The organism is Citricoccus parietis (genome assembly GCF_042433045.1).
Classification (GTDB): Bacteria; Actinomycetota; Actinomycetes; order Actinomycetales; family Micrococcaceae; genus Citricoccus; species Citricoccus parietis.
Genome location: NZ_JBHLWH010000047.1, coordinates 97,894 through 120,922 on the forward strand (window position 1 = coordinate 97,894; position 23,029 = coordinate 120,922).

Here is a 23,029-nt window from a genome sequence, read left to right on the forward strand (position 1 = left end):
AATCGCTGAAAATCTGCACCAAGACAGCCAGAAGGACTGATCATGTACATCGCACCACCGCTCCTGGATGAGGACGACCTAGGACTCGTCCACGCCCTGCAGATCGGTCCGCGCCTGCCATGGACAACCCTCGGCGAGATCCTCGACCGCCATCCCACATCCCTGGCAGCGCGCTGGCGGCGGCTGCAGGGAGCCGGTCTGGCCTGGATCACGGCCCACCCGCTGGGACTGCCCAACCACATGGCCACGTCCTTCCATGACGTCCGGTGCGCACCGGGGCGCCGGCGGGAGGTCGAAGAGCGGATGGCGGAGATCCCGGAGGTGTTCTCGATCGAGGAATGCCACCGGGACCGGGACTTCATGCTGACCGTGATCTCCGCCGACCCCAACCAGCTGTCCCGGGAGGTGTATCCGCGGCTGGATTCCGTCCCCCATCTGACCGGTTACCAGTCCACCTTCTGCACCCGGCTCCACCGGACGGCGGCAGACTGGGAGCTGGCGGTGCTCAGTCCGGCCCAGCGCCGTGCGGTGCGGCAGGCGGGAGGCCCGCCGGCCGGGCCCCCGGGCCAGCAGGGCATGCCGGAGTCGTTCGTCCCGATCGTCCAAGCGCTGGCGCGCGATGGGCGGGCCACGGCGGCCCAGATCGCCGCCGCCACGGGGCTCCATCCGGCGACAGCGCGGCGACGGCTCCACCAGGTGCTGGAATCAGGCGTGGTGAGTTTCCGCTGCGAGACGTCCCACCTGTCCGCCGGATACCCCGTGATCTGCCAATGGTTCGCTCGGCTCCCCGTGGCCCACCATGACGCCGCCGCGGCGGAGCTGTCCCGGTTGGGCGCCCTGCGGCTGTGTGCCTCGACCACGGGGCGCTCGAACTTCATGTTCATGATGTGGCACCGATCGGCGGCGGAGATCATGGCCATGGAACAGGAGGCCACGGCGCGGATCCCGCATCTGGAGATCCGTGAGACGGTCATCATCGCCAACATCCCCAAGCGGGCCGGCTGGAGGCTCGATGCCGAGGGCCGGCGCACGGGCGAGTTCATCGAGGTCGGCCCCCGCCTGCGCTGAGCCAGGGCCTCAGCACACCTTCCCAACTGGCGGTCGGGGCCGGCCCATTCTGGGCGGTTACCCGCGAGTGAACGGACCGAACTCGGCCTCCAGCTGCCGGGAGGGGTCAGGGGGCGGGCCGGCCCTCCGGCCGGGGCTCGTTGCTGACCACGGGCGTGGAGCCGGTGTCCGAACCGGAGCGCCGGGGCCGGGCGCCGTCGAGGTCCTTCTCGTCGGCGTTGCGCTCGGGTGGCCGACCCTCGGAACGCGGTTCGCCTTCGCCCTCGCTCGGTCCCTCGCCGCTGCGGTCACCGGCCGAGTCCGAGCCCGAGCCGGCGGTGGCGCCTGCCACCGGATTCTCCGCCGGGCCCCCGCCGCGCCCTGCACCCACGGCGGCATGGGCACCTGCGGAACCGGCCGGCGTCGGGACGGGCCGTTGCGCTTCACCGGAACGCAGGGAGGCGCGCAGGTCCCCGAGGGACATCGCGGAGGTCTGCACGTCCAGCTCGTCACGCCACTGCGGATCCGGCTCGGTCAGGTAGCCGACGGGAGCGTGCTCGCCGAAGTGGTCCGCGTCTGCCTCCCGCCAGTCGGCGGCCCAGCCGCGCGGTGGCTCGTTGAGCAATTCGTCCTCACGCAGCCAGTGGTAGATGGAGGCGTAGGAGCGGGTGTTGAGGTGGTCCACCCGGCGGCGCAGCATGCGGGTGTTCAGCTGGGACGGATGGTTCAGGCCCATCGACGCCATGATCTGCACGGCCTCACGGACGGTGAGCTTCTGGTAGTTGTGCACGCGCTTGGACTTGTCCTCCACGTCCAGCGCCCGGGTGAGCCGTGGGTCCTGCGTGGCCACGCCCACGGGGCAGTGGTTCGTGTGGCACTTCTGGGCCTGGATGCAACCGGTGGCCATCATCATGGCGCGGGCGGACATGGTGAAGTCGGCCCCCTGGATCAGCCGTTTGACGATGTCCGATCCGGTGGCGACCTTGCCGGCGGCGCCCAGCTTGATCATGTGCCGCAGGCCTGTGCCGACCAGGGCGTTGTGCACCAGCATCAGACCCTCGGTCAGCGGCGTACCGACGTGGTCGGAGTACTCCAGCGGGGCCGCGCCGGTGCCGCCCTCGGAACCGTCCACGATGATGTAGTCCGGGGCGGTCCGCTCCTCCCAGATGGCCTTGCACATGGCCAGCACGTCCGTGCGGGAACCGACGCAGAACTTGATGCCGATCGGCTTGCCGTCGGAGAGCTCGCGCAGGCGGCCGATGAAACGGACCATCTCCCGGGGTGTGGTGAAGGCCGAATGGGAGGCCGGGGAGATGCAGTCGACGCCGACCGGCACCTCGCGCGCCTCGGCGATCTCCGGGGTGACCTTGGGGCCGGGCAGAACACCGCCGAGCCCGGGCTTGGCCCCCTGGGAGAGCTTGATGGTGATGCCCTTGACCTCCGGCAGGGTGGCCTTCTCCGCGAAGCTCTCCGGGTTGAACCGGCCGTCCTCGGTGCGGCAGCCGAAGTAGCCCGAGCCGATCTCCCAGAACAGGTCCGCCCCGTTGCCGCGGTGATACTTCGTCAGCCCGCCCTCGCCGGTCTCGTGGATGAACCCGCCCAGGCCGGCCCCCTTGTTCATGGCCACCACCGCGTTCTTGGACAGCGAGCCGAAGGACATGGAGGAGATGTTCATCAGGGACAGGTCATAGGGCTGGCGGCAGTCCGGGCCGCCGATCCGCACGGTGGGGGTCTTCTCCGGCGGCGCCACGGGGGCCGTGGAGTGCAGGAGGAACTCGTAGCCGATCCGACCCGTGTCCCGCTCGGTGCCGAAGGCCTTGTGGTCATCCGCGCCCTTGGACCGCGAGTACACGATCGAGCGGGTGTCCCGGTCGAAGGGCGTGCCGTCGAAGTTCCGCTCGATGAAGTACTGCTGGATCTCCGGACGGATCGACTCCAGCAGGTACCGCATGTGCCCGATCACCGGGAAGTTCCGCAGGATCGCATGCCGCTTCTGGGTCAGGTCCCAGATGGCCAGCCCCACGAGCAGCAGTGCGACCAGGCCGAGGAAGATCCACGCCCAGAACCCGACCAGGTAGGCAATGACCAGGATGAGGACGAGCGTGGTGAGCCCGCCGATGATGAGGAGGCGGTTGTTCATGCCTCCCATCCTGCACCCACGTGACGCAGAACGCACGACGGCGGCGCACGGCCTTTCGCATTCATCTCACCAGTGGTGCGGGGCCGGCTTCCGGGAGCCCGGGAGGGCGACGTTGCCGCGCCACTCGTGCAGCCACTCAGGCAGCTCGAGACCGGCCGGCTTCGGCTGACCGAGCTCCTCGGCGACCGCTGTCAGGATCTCCTCGTTGGACACCGGACCGTCGGGACCGAGGAGCCGGGTGGCCACATGGGCCCTGACGTAGACCTCGCCGTCCACCACGAAGCGCTGCTCGAACCAGATGGACTTGTCATCCAGGCCGATGATCCGGGTCTCCAAGGTGTAGCGCTGCCACAGGTTCACCGACTTCCGGAAGGCGATTTGCTCGGCCTGCACCACCGGCGACCACTTCTTCTTCCGCATCAGGTCCCAGACACCGGCCCGGACCATCAGGTCGAAGCGGCCCAGGTCCATGAGGGAGAAGTACATCCCGTTGTTGACGTGCACCGCGATGTCCACGTCGGTCGGCAGGGCCCTCAGCGGCAGCGAGGAACTGTCCCAGATGCTCAGCTTGGAGCGGCGCCGCGAGGTGATGAGCAACAGCAGGGTACGGAAGATCAGGTGCATGCCCCCATGATGTCACGGGAAGTTACCCCCGGGTAATGAGGTCGCGATACAGCATGGGATCTGCCGCACTGTGCATTCAGGCCCGCTTCGCCTTTCGCTTCTCTTCCGCTTCTCTTCCGCTTCGTAGACTGACTGGACCGACCCGACCATGCCCCGCCGAACACGAATGAGTCTGATGGCCTCGAAGCAGCCCGCCATGTCACCGTCCGCCCTGCCGGTCACGGACGTCCTCGATCGGGCCACTGGTCCACGGCGCGCCGAAGCCGAGGAACTGCTCGCGCTCCATGCCGACGTCTGCGGCGAGCAGCCGGTCGTGTGGGCCGGCCGCATCATCGGCTTCGGGGAGTATAGGTACCTGTACGAGAGCGGGCATGGCGGACGCGCTCCACTGCTGGCCTTCGCGCCGGGTCCGACGAAGCACACCGTCTACCTCGTCAACGACTTCTCAGAGCGGTGGCCCGAGCTCATGACCAGCCTGGGCAAGCACCGCGCGAGCAAGGCTTGCCTCTATCTCACGCGGCTGACCGGAGTGGACCGAGACGCCCTGCGCACGCTGCTGGAACGCTCGCTGGCCGAGACCCTCTCGTCCGACGCCCTGACTACGCGAAGGCGCTGAATCCGGTGAGGTCGCGGCCGATCAGCAGCGCCTGCACGGACTCCGTGCCCTCGTAGGTGTGGATGGCCTCGATGTCCATCTGGTGGCGGATGACCCCGTTCTCCAGCAGGATGCCATTGCCGCCGAGCATGTCCCGGGCCTCGGAGGCGATCAGGCGTGCGGTGCGCGTGTTGTGATACTTCGCCAGGGAGGCCTGGGTGGGCCGGAGGATGCCATCGGACTCGAGGTGGGCCAGGTTCACGCAGTACATCTGCATGGCCACCAGATGGGAGAGCAGCCGGGTCAGCTTCTCCTGGACCATCTGGTGCTGGGCCAGCTTCTTGCCGAACTGCACCCGCTGCTGCGAGTAGGCCAGCGCAGACTCGAAGCAGGCCGTGGCATGGCCGAGCGCGGACCACGCCACGCCGGCGCGGGTGGCATAGAGGACCCTGGAGGTGTCCTTGAACGAGTGCGCGCCGGGCAGCAAGGCCTCCGCGGGCAGCTCCACGTCGTCCAGGTGGATCAGGGCCTGATCGATGGCGCGCAGCGCGCCCTTGCCGGCGATCACCTCGGCCCGGTAGCCGGGGGTCTCCTGCGGGACGAGGAAACAGCGGACCGATCCGTGGTCCTCCTCGCCTTCGGAGTCCACGCGCGCCCAGACGAAGGTCACGCCGCCCGAGGCACCGTTGCCGATCCACTTCTTGGCCCCGCGCAGCACCCAGCCGGTCTTGGTGCGGGTGGCCCGGGTGGCCAGTCCCGAGGAGTCTGAACCGTGGTCCGGTTCGGTCAGCGCGAAGGATCCGAGCACCTCCCCCGCGGCGATGCGCTTCACGTACCACTCCTGCTGCTCGTGGCTGCCGAAGTACACGAGGGTGCGCAATGCGAGGCCGCCCTGGACCGCCAGCACCGTGCCCAGGGAGCCGTCCACGCGGGAGAGCTCCATGTTGACCAGACCGGTGGCCAGCGGGGAGAACTGCTCCAGGTCCGGGTGGGTCAGCCCGTCGTTGAACAGCTGGTGGCGCCCGAGGCTGGCGGCCGCTTCGATCGGGTATTCGTGGCGCTCCCAGCCCTCGGCCATCTGATCGGCGACGGCGGTGGCAGCCTTGCGCGTCCGCTCCCAGATCTCGCGGTCAGCGGCGGGGATGGCCCGGAAGGCGCCATAGTAGTCGATGTCCAGCGGACTGGTGACGTCATAGAGGGGTTCAGTGGCGCCGGGAAACGGCGATCCGGCGGCGTCGGACTCATGCGCGGTGCGGATAGGAATCTCAGACATTCCATCAGCATAGATGGGACTGCGTGTCAGATCCAGTGAAACTCAATTCCAGGTGAAGGCGTTCGACTCCAGCGCCTGGCGGACCCTGCGCAGTACCTCACCCGAGGGCATCGTCGTGGGGAAGCTCGCGACCACCACCTGGCCGGGCGCGAGGGCGGGGTCAGGAACCCGACCGGAGCCGTCGGCGAGGTCCGCGCCTGCTGCCGCGCCGGCGTCGTCCGTGGGGTGAGGCGCTCGTCTCGGACCGGCCCCCGTCTCGGCATCCGCTGGGGAACCGACCCCGAAACGCAGCCGGACCATGGCCAGCGCCCGGTCCAGCGCCTCCGCGTACCGCACAGTGACCCGGTCGGCCGCTTCCCTGGCGCCGTGGCCACCACTGCCCCCGTCGCCACCACTGCGGACGGCCTGGCGCAGGAAGTGGTTGTGGGTGGCCGTGACGAGGGCGGCGAACCCGATGCCGTCCACAGGCTCGAGGCCGGGCACGGTCCGGCGCAGATGCCCGGAGAAGAGCTGCTCGTAGCGGCGTTCCGTGACGATCTCGCGGTCGCGCAGGGCCTGCACCCCGCCGACCACGGCGTACCGGCGTCGCGCCAGCTCCAGGTCCTCGGACAGGTGCGCGAAGACCCGCTCCGAGGCGGCGCACACCGTGGTCCAGGGATCACTCGGCTGCTCGTCCATCCACGCGGCGAGTTCCTCGATCAGCGGCGGGTGGTCCGCGAAGACCGCGTCCTCCTTGCCGCCGACCTGACGGAAGTACGTGGATCGGGACAGCCCGGCGGCGCGTGCCAGGTCGTCCACGCTGGTGGCCTCGAAGCCCCGCTCGCTGAAGAGTTCCACGGCGGCCTCGACCACCAGGGATCGGACCTCGACGGATCGAGACTGCGCAGGTTCCAGAGTCATGCGCCCGACTCTATCCAGTCCCGCCCCACAGCCGCCGCCCAATCCCGATGTTCATCACCGGATGGACTCTTCACCGTTTGCTGAGGACGGCCACAACGCGTCGAGGAATTTCACCTAGGGGATGATCGAGTCGATGTACCCGCCGTCGACCCGTACTGCGGCGCCGGTGGTGGCGGAGGCGAGGGGTGAGGCGAGGTAGGCCACCATGTTGGCGATTTCCTGGGGCTCGATGAGTCGCTGCAGAAGCGACTGTGGCCGGTGGGCGAGCATGAATTCACGCTGGGCTTCCTCCCACGGGGTGGCGGGGTCTACCAACTCGTAGACGAAGCTCTCCACGCCGCCGGTATGAGTGGGCCCGGCGATCACGGAATTCACAGTGACACCGGTTCCAGCGGCGTCCTTCGCGAACCCACGCGAGACGGCCAGGAGAGCGGTCTTCGACATGCCGTAGTGGATCATCTCTTCGGGGATGACGGCCGCGGAATCACTGGCGATGCTCAGGACGCGCCCCCAGCCGCGCTCCTTCATACCGGGGAGAGTGGCCCGGATCAGTCGCACCGCGGCAAGCACGTTGACATCGAAATAGCGTCGCCACTCCTCATCAGTGATGTCAAGCGCCGGCATGGAGCCGAAGACGCCAAGGTTGTTCACCAGGATGTCGATGTCACCGGCTGCGGCAAGTACGGCTGTGGTTCCGACCTCGTCGGTGACATCTCCGGGCGCTGCGACCAGGTCGCGAGCTGCGGACTCCTCGCGCAGTTCCGCAACGGTGGAATCCACGCCCTCGGGGCGGCGACCATTGATCGCCACGCGGGCGCCGGAATCAGCGAGGGCGGCGGCGATTGCACGCCCGATGCCCTGCGTCGAGCCCGTAACCAGGGCCATTCGGTCGTGAAGATCGATGAGCATGTGAGTTCCTTTCGGATGTAACAGACGGTGGCGATGACTGTCGACGAAATCTGCGGCGGATCTACTCTGGACGTCGACCGCACCGTGGACAACACCGTGGATGTTGCCGCATCGAGTGCGGGCCGGACGATACCCCGCGTCAACACCCACGTTCCTCGTCACCTCCTGCGCAGAGCCGATTCGCGTGTAATACTAGTTACGTACCGATCGATCCGTAACTAAAGGAGGTGCTGAAGATGCCAGGAGGACGGCCACGTACTTTCGAGCCGGAGACCGCGCTCGATGCTGCCGTGGAGACGTTTTGGCGACATGGCTACGAAGCCGCGGGCCTCGCGGAGCTGACGGAGGCGATGGGCATCAGCCGGCCCGCGCTCTATCGCGCTTTCGGGGACAAGTCGCAGTTGTTCCGTGCAGCGCTGGAGCGCTACATCGCACGCAATATGGGATACGTCGAGGCTGCTTTGACTGAACCATCGGCGCGGATGGTGGCTGAGGCGTTCCTGACCGGCAACGCCGAGGCAGTGACGACTCCCGGACAGCCGCCCGGATGCCTGTCCGTCCAGGCGATGGTCACGGATGAAGCAGAGACCTTTTCACTGCTCGCCGAGAACCGCCGAGTGATCCAGGAGCGCCTTGCAGACCGGTTCCGCCGCGCGATCGGTGACGGCGACCTCCCGTCCGGCGAGGACGCCGAAGATCTTGCTCGGTTCTTGATCACACTCACGACCGGTTTCGCCATCCGCGCCGCCGATGGCGAGACCCGACAAGCGCTCGTTGCTCTGGCCCGCCGTGCGATTGCCGTCTTTCCAGTATCCGATCCCGCGACGCACGCACGGGGTCTGCGCGTCGAAACGACCCTCGAAAGGAACAACACATGACTGATTCCGTCCATCTCACTCCAGCGCGGGACGAAGCTCTCGAGGTTCGCCGCCTCTACGAGATCCTCGAGCAGCGCTTCAACGGCAAGACGTGGTCCCTCCAGGAACTCATGCTCGGCTTCTCCCACGACGTCGGGTATATCGGCCGCCTCCTGCTCGCCCACGACGGAACGTGGGCGATTGACGGCGACAGTGAGGCCGGGTTGAAACACAAGCTCGCCGAGACCCTGTGGTGGGTGTTCGTCCTCTCCGAGAGGCTCGATATCGACATCGACCAGGCCTTCGCCGAGACCATGGACAGCATTCGCACCGGGCTGACCATCACGATCGCCCGCACCGACACCAACCCTTCACCCTGAGACCCGCGAGGACTCCATGACACGAAGCACCACCATTCAAAACGATCAGACTCATATCGAGGGCCGCCATGCAGGAAAAGTCGCGTTGGTGATGGGCGGTGCCCGCGGCATCGGCGCCGGCATCGTGAGCCGTCTCGCGGCCGAGGGCGCGCGAGTGACCTTCACCTATGCTTCCGCAACGCACGAGGCGGACGCGCTCGTGTCGCACGTCGCCGAATCCGGTGGCCAGGCGGCAGCGCTCAAAGCGAACAGCGCCGATCGAGACCAGCTCCGTCAGGTGATCGCCGACGTCACTGACCTGGAAGGGCGCCTCGACATTGTGGTGTCCAACGCTGGCGGCGGGACAAAGAGGCGCGTCGAAGAGCTCACCGACGAGGAGATCGACCACATGATTGACGTCAACATCCGAGGCACGCTGGACTCCATTCGTTTCAGCGCACCTCACCTGCACCCAGGCGGCCGGATCATCACGATCGGCAGCGTCAGCGCAGAGCATTTCCCGGACGACGTGACGTCGATCTACGGAATGACCAAGGGTGCGGTTGCGAGCCTCGTCCGAGGCATGTCGCGTGAGCTCGGCCCACGCGGCGTCACCATCAACAATGTTCAGCCCGGCCCCGTGGACACGCCCGCCAACCCCGCTAGCGGTCCAGCCGGAGACACCCTTCGCGCTACTATCCCCGTCGGACGATTCGGCCGAGTCGGAGAGATCGCATCGCTCGTCTCCCATCTTGCCAGCGAGGATGGCGCCTACATCAACGGCGCCTCTCTCGACATCGACGGCGGATACAGCGCGTGAGCACACCACGACTATCACCGGCCTCCGAGTCTCCGGCTCAGAGCGAAAGGAACGAACCCATGACCGCAGCCCCACATCTTCACGCCTCAGACCACCCCGAGTTCGTCCGTGTTCCCGCGGTGACGTACGCATCAGTCGCCGGTTCCGGATCACCCGGGACAGACGAGTTTTACCGCAAGATGGCTCTCATGGGTGACATCACACGCCAGGTCACCGGAGACGCGAGCCCTGTTATCGAGATCCAGTACTGGTACCCCGAGGGATCGACCCCTGTTGAGATTGCGGACTTCTACACCGTCAATCCCGTGCCCTCACTGCTGTACCGGGTCCTCTCAGCCGTACCCGAGGACACCACGACCGAGGTCCTGACCGCGGCACGGGATCGCGCAGCCAGCACCGCAGATCGACCCGGTGACCTCATCGGTATGCACACCACACCAGAGCAGAACGTCGCCCAGGTCATGCACCACGGGCCCTTTTCCGAGGAGTTCGCAACCCTCGAACGCCTCGGAGCACTCGCGCAACAACACGGAGCACACCGCAGTGGTCCCCACCACGAAATCCACCTCGACGGATTCACCCGCGAAACCCCACAGGGCACTCTGCGCACCATCCTCCGCGATCCCGTGGCTTGAGGTCCCCGCGGAACGCCCCTATTACAGCATGCTGTTCGACCGCTCATCCATCGGCTCGAGGAAGACAACCGTCTCGGCAAAATCATCCAGCAGAATCGCCGGCATCTGCGGTTGCAGAGACGTTGTCCCCGGATCATCGACGCCTCGGAGCAGGGCAAGGCTCAGAGCAGGTGGTCGGTCAGGTGGTCCGGGGTGCCGAAGCGGTGGGCCGTGATCGAGATGGCCTGCTCATGCACGAAGGGCAGCAGCTCCACATCGCCGGCCGAGACCACGGGATTCGGGTAGACAGCCACGTCCGGCGAACCGCCGAGGGCCTCATGCAGGGCCAACACGGCCGCACGGGCCGCCACTGCCCCTGCCTCAGCCCCTGCCTCAGCTCCCGTTCGGGAGCGGGACCCGGCATCTGATCCGGGCTCGCTCCAGTCCAGCACCAGGCGAATGCGCGGGTCCCCACCGGAGGGAGCGGACGGCGGCAGCTGGGTCAGCTGCGCGGCCCGGGCGTGGAACGCCGCAGTGTCCTCCACCCGCACCTCCACCTGTGGATCGCCCGCCAGGACGTGCCCGACGCCGGCCGGCAGCCCCGCCGCCACGCTCACGGTGAGCGGTGCCCCGGCCCGGAGGCCGGCGATGATCACGCGCAGCAGGTGCACCAGCGGGCCGGACTCCCACCGGACGGTCACCGGGACCGGGCGGTGGCGCAGCACGTTGCGCTCCGCCATCAGCCCGGAGATATCCGTGGCCACGCCGAAGCCCTCGTTCCACGCCTGCTCGTCCAGGGCAGCGGCGCCGGCCAGCCATGCGCGGTCCTCGGCCTCCAGGCCCGCGGCCTCGGCCAGACGCTGGACGGACCCTGCCTCGGCGGAGGCGGCTCCTGGCGAGGTGGAGACGGCGTCGGCGTCGGCCCACACCGATCCTGCCGAGCCACCCTGATGATCGCTGTGGCCAGGCAGGACGGCTGTGGCCGGAGAAGTGTGGACCGGAGCATCCGTCCAGGACCCCAGTCCATGCAGGTAGTGCGGGCCACCGGCCTTGGTGCCGGCGCCGACCGCGGAGCGCTTCCACCCGCCGAAGGGCTGGCGGCGGACGATCGCGCCCGTGATACCGCGGTTGACGTAGAGGTTGCCGGCGTTCACCGTCTCCAGCCAGGTCCCGATCTCGTCCGGGTCCAGGGAGTGGATGCCGGAGGTCAGGCCGTAGTCCACGGCGTTGACGAGCTCGATGGCGTCCTCGAGGGTCTCGGCGGTCATCACGCCGAGCACGGGCCCGAAGTACTCGGTGAGGTGCGCGTCCGAGCCTGGGCGGACCCCGGCGCGGATGCCGGGGCTCCAGAGCCGCCCGGTCTGGTCCAGCTGACGCGGTTCCAGCGCCCAGGTCTCTCCGGTGCCCAGTTCGGTCAGCCCCCGCTGCAGCTTCTCCCCCGGGACCTCGATCACGGGGCCCATCTGCGAGCGAGGATCCTCCGAGTAGCCCACGGTCAGGGAGTTGGCGGCGTCCACCAGCTGGCGGTGGAAGCGCGGGGAGGTGGCCACAGAGCCGACGAGGATCACCAGGGAGGACGCCGAGCACTTCTGCCCGGCATGGCCGAACGCTGAGGTCACCACGTCCTTGGCGGCCAGGTCCAGGTCGGCGCTCGGGGTCACGATGATCGCGTTCTTGCCGGAGGTCTCGGCCAGCAGCGGCAGGTCCGGGCGGAAGGAACGGAACAGCTTCGCCGTCTCGTAGCCGCCGGTCAGGATGACGCGTTCCACGTCCGGGTGTGCGATGAGTCCCTCACCGAGCTCGGCCTCCTGCTCCGGGTCGATGCTGATGAAGCTCACCACGTCCGAGGCGAGCGCGCCGGCCTCGTCGGCGCTGACGCCGTCCAGCGCAGTGAGTCCGGCAATCAGGCCCTCGCGGATAGCCTCGTAGGCCACGGCCCCGGTCCGGACCGACTGCGGGGCCGGCTTGAACACCACGGGCGCCCCGGAGGCCAGGCCGGCGAGCACGCCGCCCGTCGGGATGGCCACGGGGAAGTTCCACGGGGGGATGACGAGCACGAGCTTGGACGGGTGGAACTGCGCACCGGGCACCTCGTCGAGCCCACGGGCCAGCCGGCCGTAGTACCGCGCGAAGTCGATGGCCTCGGAGACCTCCGGATCACCCTGGTCCAGCGTCTTGCCGGTCTCGGCGGCCGCCACCTCGAGCAGGTCCGCGCGGTGCGCCTCGAGGGAATCGGCCACGGCGCCCAGCACGCGCTCCCGCTCGGCCCCGGTCAGGCTCGCCCACGCCTCGCCCGCCGCAACGGCCTTCCCGACGGCGGCCTGCACCTGGTCCGGTGAGGTCACCGTGGCGGCGGCCACGGTCTCGGTGCCGAGCGTGGAGCCCGGGATGTTGGCGGTGATGGACCGCCCCCAGTCGCGATTCGCTGCCAGGGACGGGTCGGTGTCCGGAGTGTTGGCGAAGCCGTCCACGGGTTCCGGGACCGGGCCGCGCGCGGCCTCGAGGCGCGCCATGGAGGCGAGTTGCCGGTTCTGGGTGCGGGCCGGCGTCGGGATAGCGGTGTCCAGGTCCTCGAGCGAGGCCAGGAAGCGGTCCTGCTCACGGGCGAAGAGCGCCGAGTCCGTGTCCAGTTCGAAGACGGCGGACATGAAGTTCTCCTGGCTGGCCCCCTCCTCGAGGCGGCGGATCAGGTAGGAGATGGCCACGTCGAACTCGTGCGGGTGGACCACGGGGGTGTAGAGCAGCAGCGAGCCGACATCCTGCCGGACGGCCTCCGCCTGACCGGTGGCCATGCCCAGCAGCATCTCGAACTCGACGTCCGGGCTGCGGCGGCCGTCCTCCCACTGGGTGGTGAGGCCGCGTTCCTGTACGAGCAGCCAGGCCAGCGCGATGTCGAACAGGTTGTGCCCGGCCACGCCGATCCGCACGTTCCGGGTGTGCTCGGGCGTGAGGGCGTAGTTCAGGACGCGCTTGTAGTTGGTGTCCGCGGCCTGCTTGGAGGGCACGGTGGCGGCGGGCCAGCCGGTGACGGAGGCCTGGACCTGCTCCATGGGCAGGTTGGCGCCCTTGACCACGCGGACCTTGAGCGAGGCACCCCCGGCGGCCACCCGGCGGGCGGCGAACTCCTGCAGGCGGATCATGGCGTCGAGGGCGTCCGGCAGGTAGGCCTGCAGCACGATCCCGGCCTCAAGATCGTGGAGCGCGGGGGTGTCCATCAGGCGCATGAACACGGCCAGGGTCATGTCCAGGTCGTGGTATTCCTCCATGTCCAGGTTGATGAACGTGGGACCGGTGCCGGTCGGTCCATCGGCAGCACCCTGGGAGGCGGCGAGCTCGTAGAGCGGCAGCAGGTGGGCGGTGACCTCCTCGACCGCCTCGTTGAACGCCCAGGCGCTGTGCGGGGCGGTGGCGGCGGAGACCTTGACGGAGACGTAGTCCACATCTTCCCGCTCGATCAGGGTGCGGATGCCGTCCATCCGGCGGTCGGCCTCCCGCTGGCCGAGGATGGCCTCGCCCAGCAGGTTGATGTTCAGGCGGATGCCCTCGGTCTTCAGCTTGGCGATGGCCGGGCCGAGCCGGGAGTCCGTGGCGTCCACGATCAGGTGGGAGACCAGCTCGCGCAGGACCTTGCGGGCCGCCGGCACGGCGATCGGTGCCACGGCGGGGGCTAGCCGGCCGCCCAGGCTCATGGCCGACTTCATGTACCAGGGCAGGAAGCCGGGCGTCTGGGGCGCCAGGTCCGCGAGCGCCTCCGCCGCGATCCGGTGGTCCTCGGGGCGCACCACCCGGTCCACGAAGCCGACCGTGAAGTCCAGTCCCGCCGGGTCCTTCAGCACGCCCGCCAGCTGCTTGGCCGAGAAGTTCGAGGGATGCTTCCGGGCCTCCCGGAGCCAGGTCCGGACCTGCTCGACGGCGGCCGGGGCCAGCGCGCTCAATTCCCCGGGATCCGGGATGGCTGGGTTTGCGGGCTGGGCGGAGCGATCAACGGGGTGGGTGGTCATGCTGCCATTGTTCTCTCTCGCACTGTCCGCGACTAGCGAACGTTTCCGCAGAGTATTGTTCGGTTGAACCGAACTGTTTGCACGATTTCACCGTGGCCCTCTGCCCTTGCGCCGCCCTCCCACCCGTTCCGCACGGACCCCATCCGATCTCTCGCGAAAGGCCTGAATCATGCTCGACGTCCGCCGTCTGGTCCTGCTGCGCGAGCTGTCCATCAGGGGCACCGTCTCCGCGGTGGCCCGGGCCATGAACCTGGCCCCCTCCTCCGTCTCGGAGCAGTTGTCCCTGTTGGAGCGCGAGACCAAGACCAAGCTGTTGCGCCGCGTCGGGAGGAACGTGCAGCTCACGGAGGCGGCGATGGCCCTCGTGGAGCGGGTGGAGCCGATCCTCGGTGCCCTCGAGGAAGCCGAGACCGCGCTCATCTCAGCCGGATCGGCCGGTGGTGCCATCAGTGGGCGTGTACGCCTGGCGGTGTTCCAGTCCGCCGCCCTGGTGCTGATCCCGCCGGCCCTGTCCCTGTTGCGCGAGCGCCATCCCGCTCTGCGGCTGGAGATGGTCCAGTACGAACCGGAGCGCGCACTGCATGAGACGTGGGCGCGGGACTTCGATGTGGTCGTCGCCGAGCAGTACCCCGGACATTCCGCCCCGCACTGGCCAGGACTGGACCGCCGCCAGCTGGTGCGGGACGAGCTGCAGCTCGCCGTCCCCGCCGGGCTCACGATCGACGGCCAGCCTCTGCCGGCCGGGGAGGAACTGGCCACCCTGCTGCAGCACCGGCCGCTGCCCTGGATCATGGAACCGAGGGGCACGGCCACCCGGCACTGGGCCGAGCAGTTGATCCGGTCCGCCGGCCACGAGCCGGACGTCCGCTTCGTCTCGGCGGACCTCCAGTCCCACGTGAAGCTCGTCGAGTCCGGCAACGCGGTGGCACTGCTGCCCGGCCTGACCCTGGTGGACCACCCACAGCGGCTGCGCCGCATCTCCCTGCCCGGGCGGCCGTTGCGCACCGTCTTCACGTCCATCCGGTCCTCGTCGGCTCAGTCTCCGGCCGTCGTCGCCGTCCGTGCCGCCCTGGAGGAGGCGGCACGGCCGCTGGACGCCGGGAGCGGCACTGACCGTGGACCCGGCGGATAACGAACAGGTCGCGACCGGCGCGGAACAGGGCCGGGGGGTTGCGCACTCGCATAGCATGGGGGAGTCGGTGACCAGATGTCCGCTGCCCTGCACACATCAGGACCGACGTACCCGATGCCCGTGAAGCACCTGACGAAAGGGACCCATGCGCCAGGATCCGCAGGCACTGCCGCTCGGCGGGGTCGCGACGGACCTGTCCACGGATCAGTCAACGGCGGTGTGGCACCTGCCCGCGGACACCGAGCCGCAGGAACGGCTGTGGATGGCCTTCCCCCGCGACTATGCGCAGATGGGCACCTCCACGTGGGAGCTGTCCGGGGCCCGACGTGCCTGGACACGGGTGGCGCACGCGGTCATGGACTACGAGCCGGTGACCCTGCTGGTGGATCCTGCGGACCGGCAGATCGTGCACACCTACGTGGATCCCATGTTCCCCATCGTTCCGCTGGCCATGGACAACCCCTTCCTCGGCCTGACCGGGCCGACCTTCACCACCGGTGACGTGGATCCGGCCACGGGCCAGCGCCAGCTCGGCATGATCGACTGGGTCTTCAACGGCTTCGGCCGCCGGCCCGGTTTCGAGTACCGCCTGGACGACGTGGTGGGCGGCACCATCTCCGACCTCACCAACGCCCGGCGCCAGCTCTCCCTCATGGTCAACGAGGGCGGTGCCTTCATCACGGACGGCGAGGGCACGCTGATCGCCTCCGAGGCCGTCCTGCTGGATCCGGCGCGCAACGGCGGTTGGACCCGCGAGCACGTCGAGGCTGAGTTCACCCGCTATACGGATGTCCGCAAGATCATCTGGCTGCCCGGCGGGCTCACCCGCAACCAGGGGCAGTTCGGCCTGGGCGGGCACATCGACCAGCTCGTCGCCTTCGCCTCCCCCACCGTGGTGCTGCTGCACTGGCAGGAGAACCCGGCCCACCCGGACCACGCCGTCTCCGCCCGTACCCTGTCCATCCTCCAGAACGAGACCGACGCCCAGGGCCGGCCCCTGAACGTGGCCACCCTGACCGCACCCCTCGCCGGCCAGGACGACCGCGGCCCCCTCGCCTGGTCCTACGTCAACGTCCTGCCCGTCAACGGTGCCGTGGTCGTCCCCTCCTTCGAGGACCCGCACGACGACGGCGCTCACCAGCTGCTGCGGGCCGCCTACCCGGGGCGCACGGTCGTGCCCATCCCGGCACAGCGGCTGTACCGACGCGGCGTCGGCATCCGCCAGGTCGCCCTGGCGCAGCCCTCCCGGAAGGCGCCAGCCTAGGCCGAGGGGTGTGGCAACTGCGGCAGCCGCGCTCACGTTCTGCACCGCGATTCCCACCGATCGTGAACATTCCCATTGAGAATGACCGGGATTCCTCATGATGAGCGGGAAAGCTGCAGTGCCCGATCCTCCACAGCCGGCGAGACGCTCACAATGGTCCACATCGCCCGTCCAGCTGACCGTTCGGGGACTCCGGCTTGTGATGTCCTGACTGGCATGATGGCCGCCTCGACAGAATTCTCAGCCCCGGATCTCCAGCTTCCACTCGAGGCGACCTCCCCGCAGGACGTCACCGCCTGGGGGATCCCCCTGCGCCGAACCACCGAGGACGGTGTACCGACGGACGACGCACCCATGGTGTTCAGAAAGGCCAGATCCGGGGAACTCATCAGAGTCCGCCCCGGTGTCTTCGCCCCTGCCGAGCCGTGGAACAAGGCGTCGCGCGATGACCGCTTCTGTGCTTCCGTGACGGCTCTCGCCCTGACCAGCCGAACCGACCCCGTCTTCTGCCGGGAGACGGCGCTCCTGATGTATGGGTTGCCACTCGTCAACAGGCCCGCAGTCCTGACCCTGCGAGCCTCAAGCACCAGCATGGCCGGCTCCGTCAAGCGTGCGAAGCCGAAGGGGGCGGCCTGGCCGCTCTTCGGCGAACGGAGGATTTCTGTCCCACGGGCGTGGAGTAGCCTGCCCGCAGAACAGCTACACCCGTTCCGGCAGCGCCTGTTGTCCGGATCCTCGCTGGTGCTCGAGGACTTTCGGCTGTGCCTGGCGGACACCTTGCCGCGACTCCCGTGGGAAGACGCGATAGTGGTGGCAGACGCGCTATTGAGCGGACTGCGGAACTCGCCGGCCAACATGCCGGCAGTGGTTGCCACGCCGTGCACGGCGCAGGACCTCATCTCCATGGCGAACACGAACTCCACCCAGAAAGCCACCCATCGCCTACGTCGGATCGCGGCCTTCGCCTCGCCCTTGTCCGGATCCCCCGGCGAATCGTGGAGCCGAGTGGTCATAGACCAGCTTGGCTTCGAACCACCAGAACTCCAGCATCGAGTACGGACCGCCGACGGTCGGCTCATGGGCATCCTCGACTTCTGGTGGAAGGGATTACGGCTTGCCGGCGAGTTCGACGGCAAGCGGAAGTATGCCGGCGGCAGCAGCTACTCGGGGCGCGACGTCGATCCGGTGATCCTGGACGAGAAGCTGAGATCTGAACGCATCCAGGAAGAAGGCATTCGCTTTGTCCGCTGGATGTGGGATGACCTGACGTCGCCTCGTCGACTGGAGGCCAAGCTGCTGCGCGCCGGTGTCCCCCGTCGCTGAATACTGCTGAGATACTCGCCAACCGTTCGCAGCAGACGGCGCAGCGCCCCACACTTCGAGGATTCCCGGCGATAGTGATTAGTCCCCGTCATCATCACTGGGGATACTCATGATCGCCGGGAATCGACGCACGATCAGCGCAGGCACACGCACAGTGCGCCCCCACGTCAGTCGGTTTCGGGGGTGAAGAGCTCGCGGACGTCATCGGCGGTGATGGTGGAGGAGAAGGCGGCGTCCCCATCGGTCAGCGAGGAGAACAGGGCCGCCTTCTTCTGTTGCAGCGCGAGCACCTTCTCCTCGATCGTGCCCTCGGCCACCATGCGGTAGACCATCACGGTCCGGTCCTGCCCGATGCGGTGGGCGCGGTCCACGGCCTGGGCCTCGGTGGCCGGGTTCCACCACGGGTCCAGCAGGAACACGTAGTCGGCCTCGGTCAGGGTCAGGCCGAAGCCGCCGGCCTTGAGGCTGATGAGGAAGGCCGGTGCCGTCCCGGTCTTGAACCCCTCGATCACCTTCGAGCGGTTCCGCGTGGACCCGTCCAGGTACGCGAAGGCCACCCCACGGTCCGCCAGGGCGTCCCCCACGCGCGTCAGGAAGGAGGTGAACTGGCTGAAGATGATCACCCGGTGGCCCTCAGAGACGATCTCTTCGAGTTGGCCCATGAGCGCCTCCATCTTGGAGGACGGCACGGAGGCGTACTTCTCGTCCACGATCGCCGGATCGAGCGCCAGCATGCGCAGCAGGGTCAGCGACTTGAAGATGATGAAGCGGTTCTCCTCCATGTTCTCCAGCAGCCCCAGGACCTTCTGCCGCTCGCGCTGGAGCACCTGGTCGTAGAGCCGGCGGTGCTTCGGCACGAGCTCCACGTGGCTGACCTGCTCCTGCTTCGGCGGCAGGTCCGAGGCCACGAGGTCCTTGGTGCGCCGGAGCATGAACGGCCGGATCCGCCGCCGCAGCCGCGCCATGCGCTTCGCGGCGAACCGCCGCCCGTCCTCGGAGGAGTCCGGCTGCTCGATCGGCTTGGTGTACTCGGAGCGGAACACCGTCGGTGAGGGGAACAGACCCGAGGCCGTCAGGGAGAGCAGCGCCCAGAGGTCGGACAGGGAGTTCTCCATGGGCGTGCCCGTGATCGCCAACCGGAACGGCGCCCGGATGGCCTTGGCCGCCTGGTGCGCCTTCGCGGCCCGGTTCTTCACGAACTGCGCCTCGTCCAGCACCAGCCCGTCCCAGTCGAGCCCGGTGTACTCCTCCGAGTCCAGACGCAACAGCGTATAGCTGGTGATCACGACGTCGGCTCCGGCGGCTTCCTCCGCGACGCTCGTCCCCCGCTTGGCGGTGGTGGTGTCGAGCACCCGCAGGGTGAGGTCCGGCGCGAACCGTGCGGCCTCGTCCTTCCACACGGACAGGACCGACGACGGCGCGACCACCAAGAACGGCGGTGCCCCGGTCGCGAGCTGCCGCGCACGGACCATCAGCGCCAGGGTCTGGATCGTCTTGCCCAGCCCCATGTCGTCAGCCAGGATCCCGCCGAGGTGGTGGTCGTAGAGGAAGGAGAGCCACGCGAATCCCTCCAACTGGTACGGACGCAAGGTGGCCTGCAGGCCCGAGGGGACGGCCGGCGTCGGGATCTCGGCGAGGTCCTTAAGCGCACCCACGGACTCACGCCAGGCGACCGCCTCCTCGGACTCGTCCGCGAGGTCCTCGAACTCCTCCCAGAGCGCGACGTCATACTTGTTGATCCGCGGCGCGTCGGACTTCCACTCGCCCATGGACTCGGCCTCGGAGATGAGTTCGCGCAGGCGGTTCAGCCCGGGGTGGTCGAGGGAGAAGTAGCTGCCGTCGTTCAGCATCAGGGTCTTCTTGCCCTGGGCCAGCGCCTTGAAGACCGAGGTGAACGGGATGAGCTGGCCGCCGACGGTGATCTCGAAGCCGAGGTCGAACCAGTCGTTGTCCCGTGGATTCGCCGCCTCGACCTGGGTGACGCGGACCTGGGGATCGTCCGTCAGCTCGCGGTAGTCCGGGCGCTTTCCGTGTTCGACGACCTTGACGTGGTCCAGTTTCGAGAGCATCGGCAGCACATATTCGACGAACCGGGCGGTGTCCGCTCCGTGCAGATGCGTGTTGCGGATGGACCCGGGGAGCACCGCCACGCCGTCCGTGGCTTCTTCGGCGGCCGCGCGGACCGCTTCCAGCACCGCGTCCTCGTGCTCGACGTCCCGGTCCACGTCCACCCCGCGGGCCCGACCGGAGTAGCCGGTCGGGGACCAGCCTCCGCGGGTGTGGGGGCGCCGGTGTTCCACGGGCAGTTCGCGGCGCGGCCCCCAGTACAGCCAGTACCACTCCAGGGCGGTCTCATGGTTCTTCCGGTGGTCCACCTCGAGCCACAGCTCCGGGGCCGGGACCTCGGGGAACTCCACGGTCCCGTCAGCGCTGTCCACGTCCATGATGCGGGACAGCCGCGGGTAGACATCGTAGAAGAACTCCTCGGACTCCTCCTGTGGGATCCGCAAGGGTTCCGGCTGTTGCAACAGGTCCAGCACCGGGCGGGGGATGGCAGCCGACGCCGGCGCGAGCGTCAGGCGCACGGGCGCGAGATGCCGCGGGGCGTCGTCGAGGATCTCGGTGGCCACGAACCCGCCGGTGCCGGCGGCCCGGGCCCCGGGGATGATCTCACCCCCGGATTCCACAATCGGGGCCACCTCCAGGCCCTGGTCCGGTCCGCTGACATCCAACCGAACGGTGGCCGGTCCGGTGAAGACCACCTCGCTGATGATGCCCTGGCCCACGAATTCGACGCCCATGTCCTGTGCCCGCAACAGGAGTTGCCAGGCCGCCGGTCCGGACAGGGAGTCCAGCCGCAGGGTCTCGTCATTGCCGTAGGCGTGCGGCCGCTCGGCGAGGTAGAGGCGGTAGAGCTGTCCGAGCAGGTCCACGTGGTCCCCGCGCAGTTGGTGCCGCAGGCCGCCGTACTGGAACTTCTTCCAGGTCAGTCCGCCCTTGATCCAGTTGTCCCGGGTTCCCCGGCGCATCGGCCGCAATTGGACATGCAGCGGCGCGCCCTCCTGGATGTCCGCCGCCGATGCCTCGTTGGCACCCCAGCGTCGGCGCATCTCACTGCGCGGCTCGGCCAGCAACTCCACACCGATCCCCACCGGCTCCTCGGCGTGGGTGACGGCCTCCTGCCCGGTCAGCTCCCCGAGCACGGTCCGCCAGTCGCTCGCCGTCGAAGCAGCCTGAGCGCTACCGCCGTGCGGTGACGCCTGATTCCCGACGCCGGCACCATCCGTGAAGCGATCCACCTCGCCCCAGCCCTGGGCCGGCGGGGCAGCATTCGGATCGAACATCCCGGCCAGCGGGGTCCCGGCGGCCGGCGGCCGCAGGTGGTCCCGGATCGCCAGGGTCGTGGCCGCATAGAGCAGGGCGGCCGCATGCTTGCAGTCGTTGCGGACCGGGCAGTTGCACCCGCCCCGCAACGGAGTCCATTGGCGCGGCAGCGACTCCGAGGAGGAGCGGCCCGGCACGAGGATCGCGAACGTGTCATACGGCAACGGGTCGTTGCCCTGCACCTGCCCGAACAACGTGCGTGGGGAGTTCGGTGCCGATTCCCCGGCGCGGTCCGCGCCGGACTCGCCGTCCGTCGGCTCCCACAGCAGCCCCGAGACCACTCCCTGGCGCGCATACTTCTTGCCACGCTCGGCCGCCTGGGCACCCACCAGCCGGGCGATGTCCTGGTCGGCGACATAGGGGTAGGAGGCAGAACTGCTCATCCCTCCATCGTTTCACGGCCCACGGACACGGTCAGCCGCTCTCCACAGGCCGTACGGGGCCTTCAGCGTCCGTTCTGGCACCGGCCCGGCCATCGGCCCCGAGGGCGACGGCGGCTCCGTCGCCGGAGTCTCCCGGCTGACCCCAGGCTGCTCCGTCACCACCGGCACCGCCACCGGCGCTCGTCCCGTCGTCCAGGCCGCCGACGGCTCCGGCTGCACCCCCGGCGTTCGCCGGCGCCGCCGTCGCGATCCGGGCCTTGCGGTGCCGTGACTCCATGCCCTTGAGATCAGAGGCGATGAAGGAGTTGATCCACCGGGACTGGGGGTCGGCGTCGATCATGATGGCCTTCAGCAGCAGTGTGGCAGGCAGAGCCAGGATGGCACCGAGCGGCCCGAGGATCCAGGCCCAGAACAACAGGGACAGGAAGGAGACGGTGGGAATCACGCCCACGGCATCGCCGGTGAACTTGGGTTGGATGATCGATTGGATGACGAAGTTCAGCACCGAGTAGGAGGCCACCACGGCGAAGAACGCACCCCAGCCACCCTCGACCAGTCCGAGCAGGGCCGGCGGGATCATGCCGATGATGAAGCCGATGTTGGGGATGTAGTTGGTCAGGAAGCTCAACACGCCCCAGACCCAGATCATGGGCACCCCGATGATCGCCAGGGCCACGATGTCCAGGCCGGCCACGATCAACCCGAAGAGGGTGGTGACGATCCAGTACCGCCGCACCCCGTAGGCGAAGGCGGTGAGGGCGGCGCCGAGCTCATACTTGGCGGTGTTCAGCAGGGCCATGCGGCGGTCCACGGCCACGGAGTCCATGGCGAGGAAGAAGACGGCCATGATCACGGTGGCCAGCAGCCCCAGGATGGCGGTGACGTTGGAGAGCAGCGCGGTGACGATCCCAGTGGCCGTGGACACCACGGTGGACATGTTGAGGCCGGCGAGCTGCTCGATCATCATGTCCGGGGTGACGCCGAAGCTGCCGATCCAGGTGATCATGCTGTTGTAGATCTCGTTGAACTGCTGCCCGTACTCGGGCAGGGCCATCACGAGTTCGGAGGCTGACCACAGGATCAGCGCCATGAACACCAACAGCACGACGACGACCACCAGCACCGTGACCGCGGCGCCGATGAAGCGGTGCACGCCCTTCTTGATGAGCCAGGCCTGCAGCGGATAGGCGATGATCACCAGGTTCAGTCCGAGGAACACGGGGCCGATGACGGTCTGGAGACCCTGCACGAATTGCAGCGTGATGACCAGGCCGGCCAGGCACAGCACGATCACCAGGAATCGCGGCCACACGCGGTGCGAACTGGTCTCGGGGGTCATGCCGGAGGCATCTGCAGTGTCCACGTCCGAGAGTCTACGGCGGCCCCCGGACAAGATGCTGTCAG

General features: G+C 68.3%; 17 protein-coding genes. 9 read left to right on the forward strand and 8 right to left on the reverse strand.

The genetic code is table 11. The features are described 5' to 3' along the window. The first annotated feature begins 42 nt into the window (after window positions 1-42). A complete protein-coding gene (locus ACFFIO_RS16625) occupies window positions 43-1,068 on the forward strand; it encodes an Lrp/AsnC family transcriptional regulator (RefSeq protein WP_378043574.1) in 1,026 nt (341 codons plus the stop codon). 106 nt (window positions 1,069-1,174) lie between these two features. Here the strand turns inward: ACFFIO_RS16625 and ACFFIO_RS16630 are convergent, their stop codons facing one another. Both ACFFIO_RS16630 and ACFFIO_RS16635 read right to left on the reverse strand, forming a co-directional pair. Then, on the reverse strand, window positions 1,175-3,187 hold the full coding sequence (locus ACFFIO_RS16630; protein WP_378043576.1) for an FMN-binding glutamate synthase family protein: 2,013 nt from the start codon (window positions 3,185-3,187) through the stop codon (window positions 1,175-1,177). Window positions 3,188-3,253: 66 nt separating this feature from the next. Further along, window positions 3,254-3,811, reverse strand: a complete 558-nt coding sequence (locus tag ACFFIO_RS16635; protein WP_378043577.1) for an acyl-CoA thioesterase — start codon at window positions 3,809-3,811, stop codon at window positions 3,254-3,256. A 175-nt stretch (window positions 3,812-3,986) separates the two neighbouring features. On the opposite strand from ACFFIO_RS16635, the gene ACFFIO_RS16640 reads away from it, so the two are divergent. After that, entirely contained in the window at window positions 3,987-4,427 is a 441-nt protein-coding gene (locus ACFFIO_RS16640; RefSeq protein WP_378043579.1) for a DUF1801 domain-containing protein, read from the forward strand. Here the strand turns inward: ACFFIO_RS16640 and ACFFIO_RS16645 are convergent. From ACFFIO_RS16645 to ACFFIO_RS16655, 3 genes are all read right to left on the reverse strand, one after another. Beyond that, window positions 4,411-5,679 (reverse strand): acyl-CoA dehydrogenase family protein, encoded by a 1,269-nt coding sequence (locus ACFFIO_RS16645; protein ID WP_378043581.1) that lies wholly within the window; start codon window positions 5,677-5,679, stop codon window positions 4,411-4,413. The genes ACFFIO_RS16640 and ACFFIO_RS16645 overlap by 17 nt on opposite strands. A 42-nt stretch (window positions 5,680-5,721) precedes the next feature. Continuing rightward, entirely contained in the window at window positions 5,722-6,579 is an 858-nt protein-coding gene (locus ACFFIO_RS16650; protein ID WP_378043582.1) for a TetR/AcrR family transcriptional regulator, read from the reverse strand. A gap of 114 nt (window positions 6,580-6,693) precedes the next feature. Next, window positions 6,694-7,488: an SDR family NAD(P)-dependent oxidoreductase gene (locus tag ACFFIO_RS16655; protein ID WP_378043584.1), complete on the reverse strand. Its 795-nt coding sequence runs from the start codon at window positions 7,486-7,488 to the stop codon at window positions 6,694-6,696. 236 nt (window positions 7,489-7,724) lie between these two features. On the opposite strand from ACFFIO_RS16655, the gene ACFFIO_RS16660 reads away from it, so the two are divergent. From ACFFIO_RS16660 to ACFFIO_RS16675, 4 genes are read left to right on the forward strand one after another with little or no spacing between them, the layout of a single operon-like run. After that, complete coding sequence (locus tag ACFFIO_RS16660) at window positions 7,725-8,366, forward strand: TetR/AcrR family transcriptional regulator (protein WP_378043679.1); 642 nt, start codon at window positions 7,725-7,727, stop codon at window positions 8,364-8,366. Further along, window positions 8,363-8,725: a nucleoside triphosphate pyrophosphohydrolase family protein gene (locus ACFFIO_RS16665; protein WP_378043586.1), complete on the forward strand. Its 363-nt coding sequence runs from the start codon at window positions 8,363-8,365 to the stop codon at window positions 8,723-8,725. Before ACFFIO_RS16660 ends, ACFFIO_RS16665 begins: the two co-directional genes overlap by 4 nt. A gap of 16 nt (window positions 8,726-8,741) precedes the next feature. Beyond that, complete coding sequence (locus ACFFIO_RS16670; RefSeq protein ID WP_378043588.1) at window positions 8,742-9,524, forward strand: SDR family NAD(P)-dependent oxidoreductase; 783 nt, start codon at window positions 8,742-8,744, stop codon at window positions 9,522-9,524. A gap of 59 nt (window positions 9,525-9,583) precedes the next feature. Further along, window positions 9,584-10,159, forward strand: a complete 576-nt coding sequence (locus tag ACFFIO_RS16675; protein WP_378043589.1) for a GyrI-like domain-containing protein — start codon at window positions 9,584-9,586, stop codon at window positions 10,157-10,159. Window positions 10,160-10,320: 161 nt separating this feature from the next. Here the strand turns inward: ACFFIO_RS16675 and ACFFIO_RS16680 are convergent, their stop codons facing one another. Further along, a complete protein-coding gene (locus ACFFIO_RS16680; RefSeq protein WP_378043591.1) occupies window positions 10,321-14,139 on the reverse strand; it encodes a bifunctional proline dehydrogenase/L-glutamate gamma-semialdehyde dehydrogenase in 3,819 nt (1,272 codons plus the stop codon). 169 nt (window positions 14,140-14,308) lie between these two features. Here ACFFIO_RS16680 and ACFFIO_RS16685 point away from each other — a divergent pair, with 169 nt between their 5' ends. From ACFFIO_RS16685 to ACFFIO_RS16695, 3 genes are all read left to right on the forward strand, one after another. Next, the gene (locus tag ACFFIO_RS16685) at window positions 14,309-15,271 is read left to right on the forward strand and encodes a LysR substrate-binding domain-containing protein (protein WP_378043592.1); all 963 of its coding nucleotides are present in this window, start codon (window positions 14,309-14,311) and stop codon (window positions 15,269-15,271) included. A gap of 145 nt (window positions 15,272-15,416) precedes the next feature. Further along, window positions 15,417-16,535 (forward strand): agmatine deiminase family protein, encoded by a 1,119-nt coding sequence (locus ACFFIO_RS16690; RefSeq protein WP_378043594.1) that lies wholly within the window; start codon window positions 15,417-15,419, stop codon window positions 16,533-16,535. A 591-nt stretch (window positions 16,536-17,126) separates the two neighbouring features. Next, entirely contained in the window at window positions 17,127-17,858 is a 732-nt protein-coding gene (locus ACFFIO_RS16695; protein WP_378043595.1) for a hypothetical protein, read from the forward strand. Between the two features lie 167 nt (window positions 17,859-18,025). Here ACFFIO_RS16695 and ACFFIO_RS16700 read toward each other — a convergent pair whose 3' ends face one another. Together ACFFIO_RS16700 and ACFFIO_RS16705 are read right to left on the reverse strand one after the other, a co-directional pair. Further along, window positions 18,026-21,625: an SNF2-related protein gene (locus tag ACFFIO_RS16700; protein WP_378043596.1), complete on the reverse strand. Its 3,600-nt coding sequence runs from the start codon at window positions 21,623-21,625 to the stop codon at window positions 18,026-18,028. Window positions 21,626-21,656: 31 nt separating this feature from the next. Further along, window positions 21,657-22,988 (reverse strand): AI-2E family transporter, encoded by a 1,332-nt coding sequence (locus tag ACFFIO_RS16705; protein ID WP_378043598.1) that lies wholly within the window; start codon window positions 22,986-22,988, stop codon window positions 21,657-21,659. Window positions 22,989-23,029 lie beyond the last annotated feature (41 nt).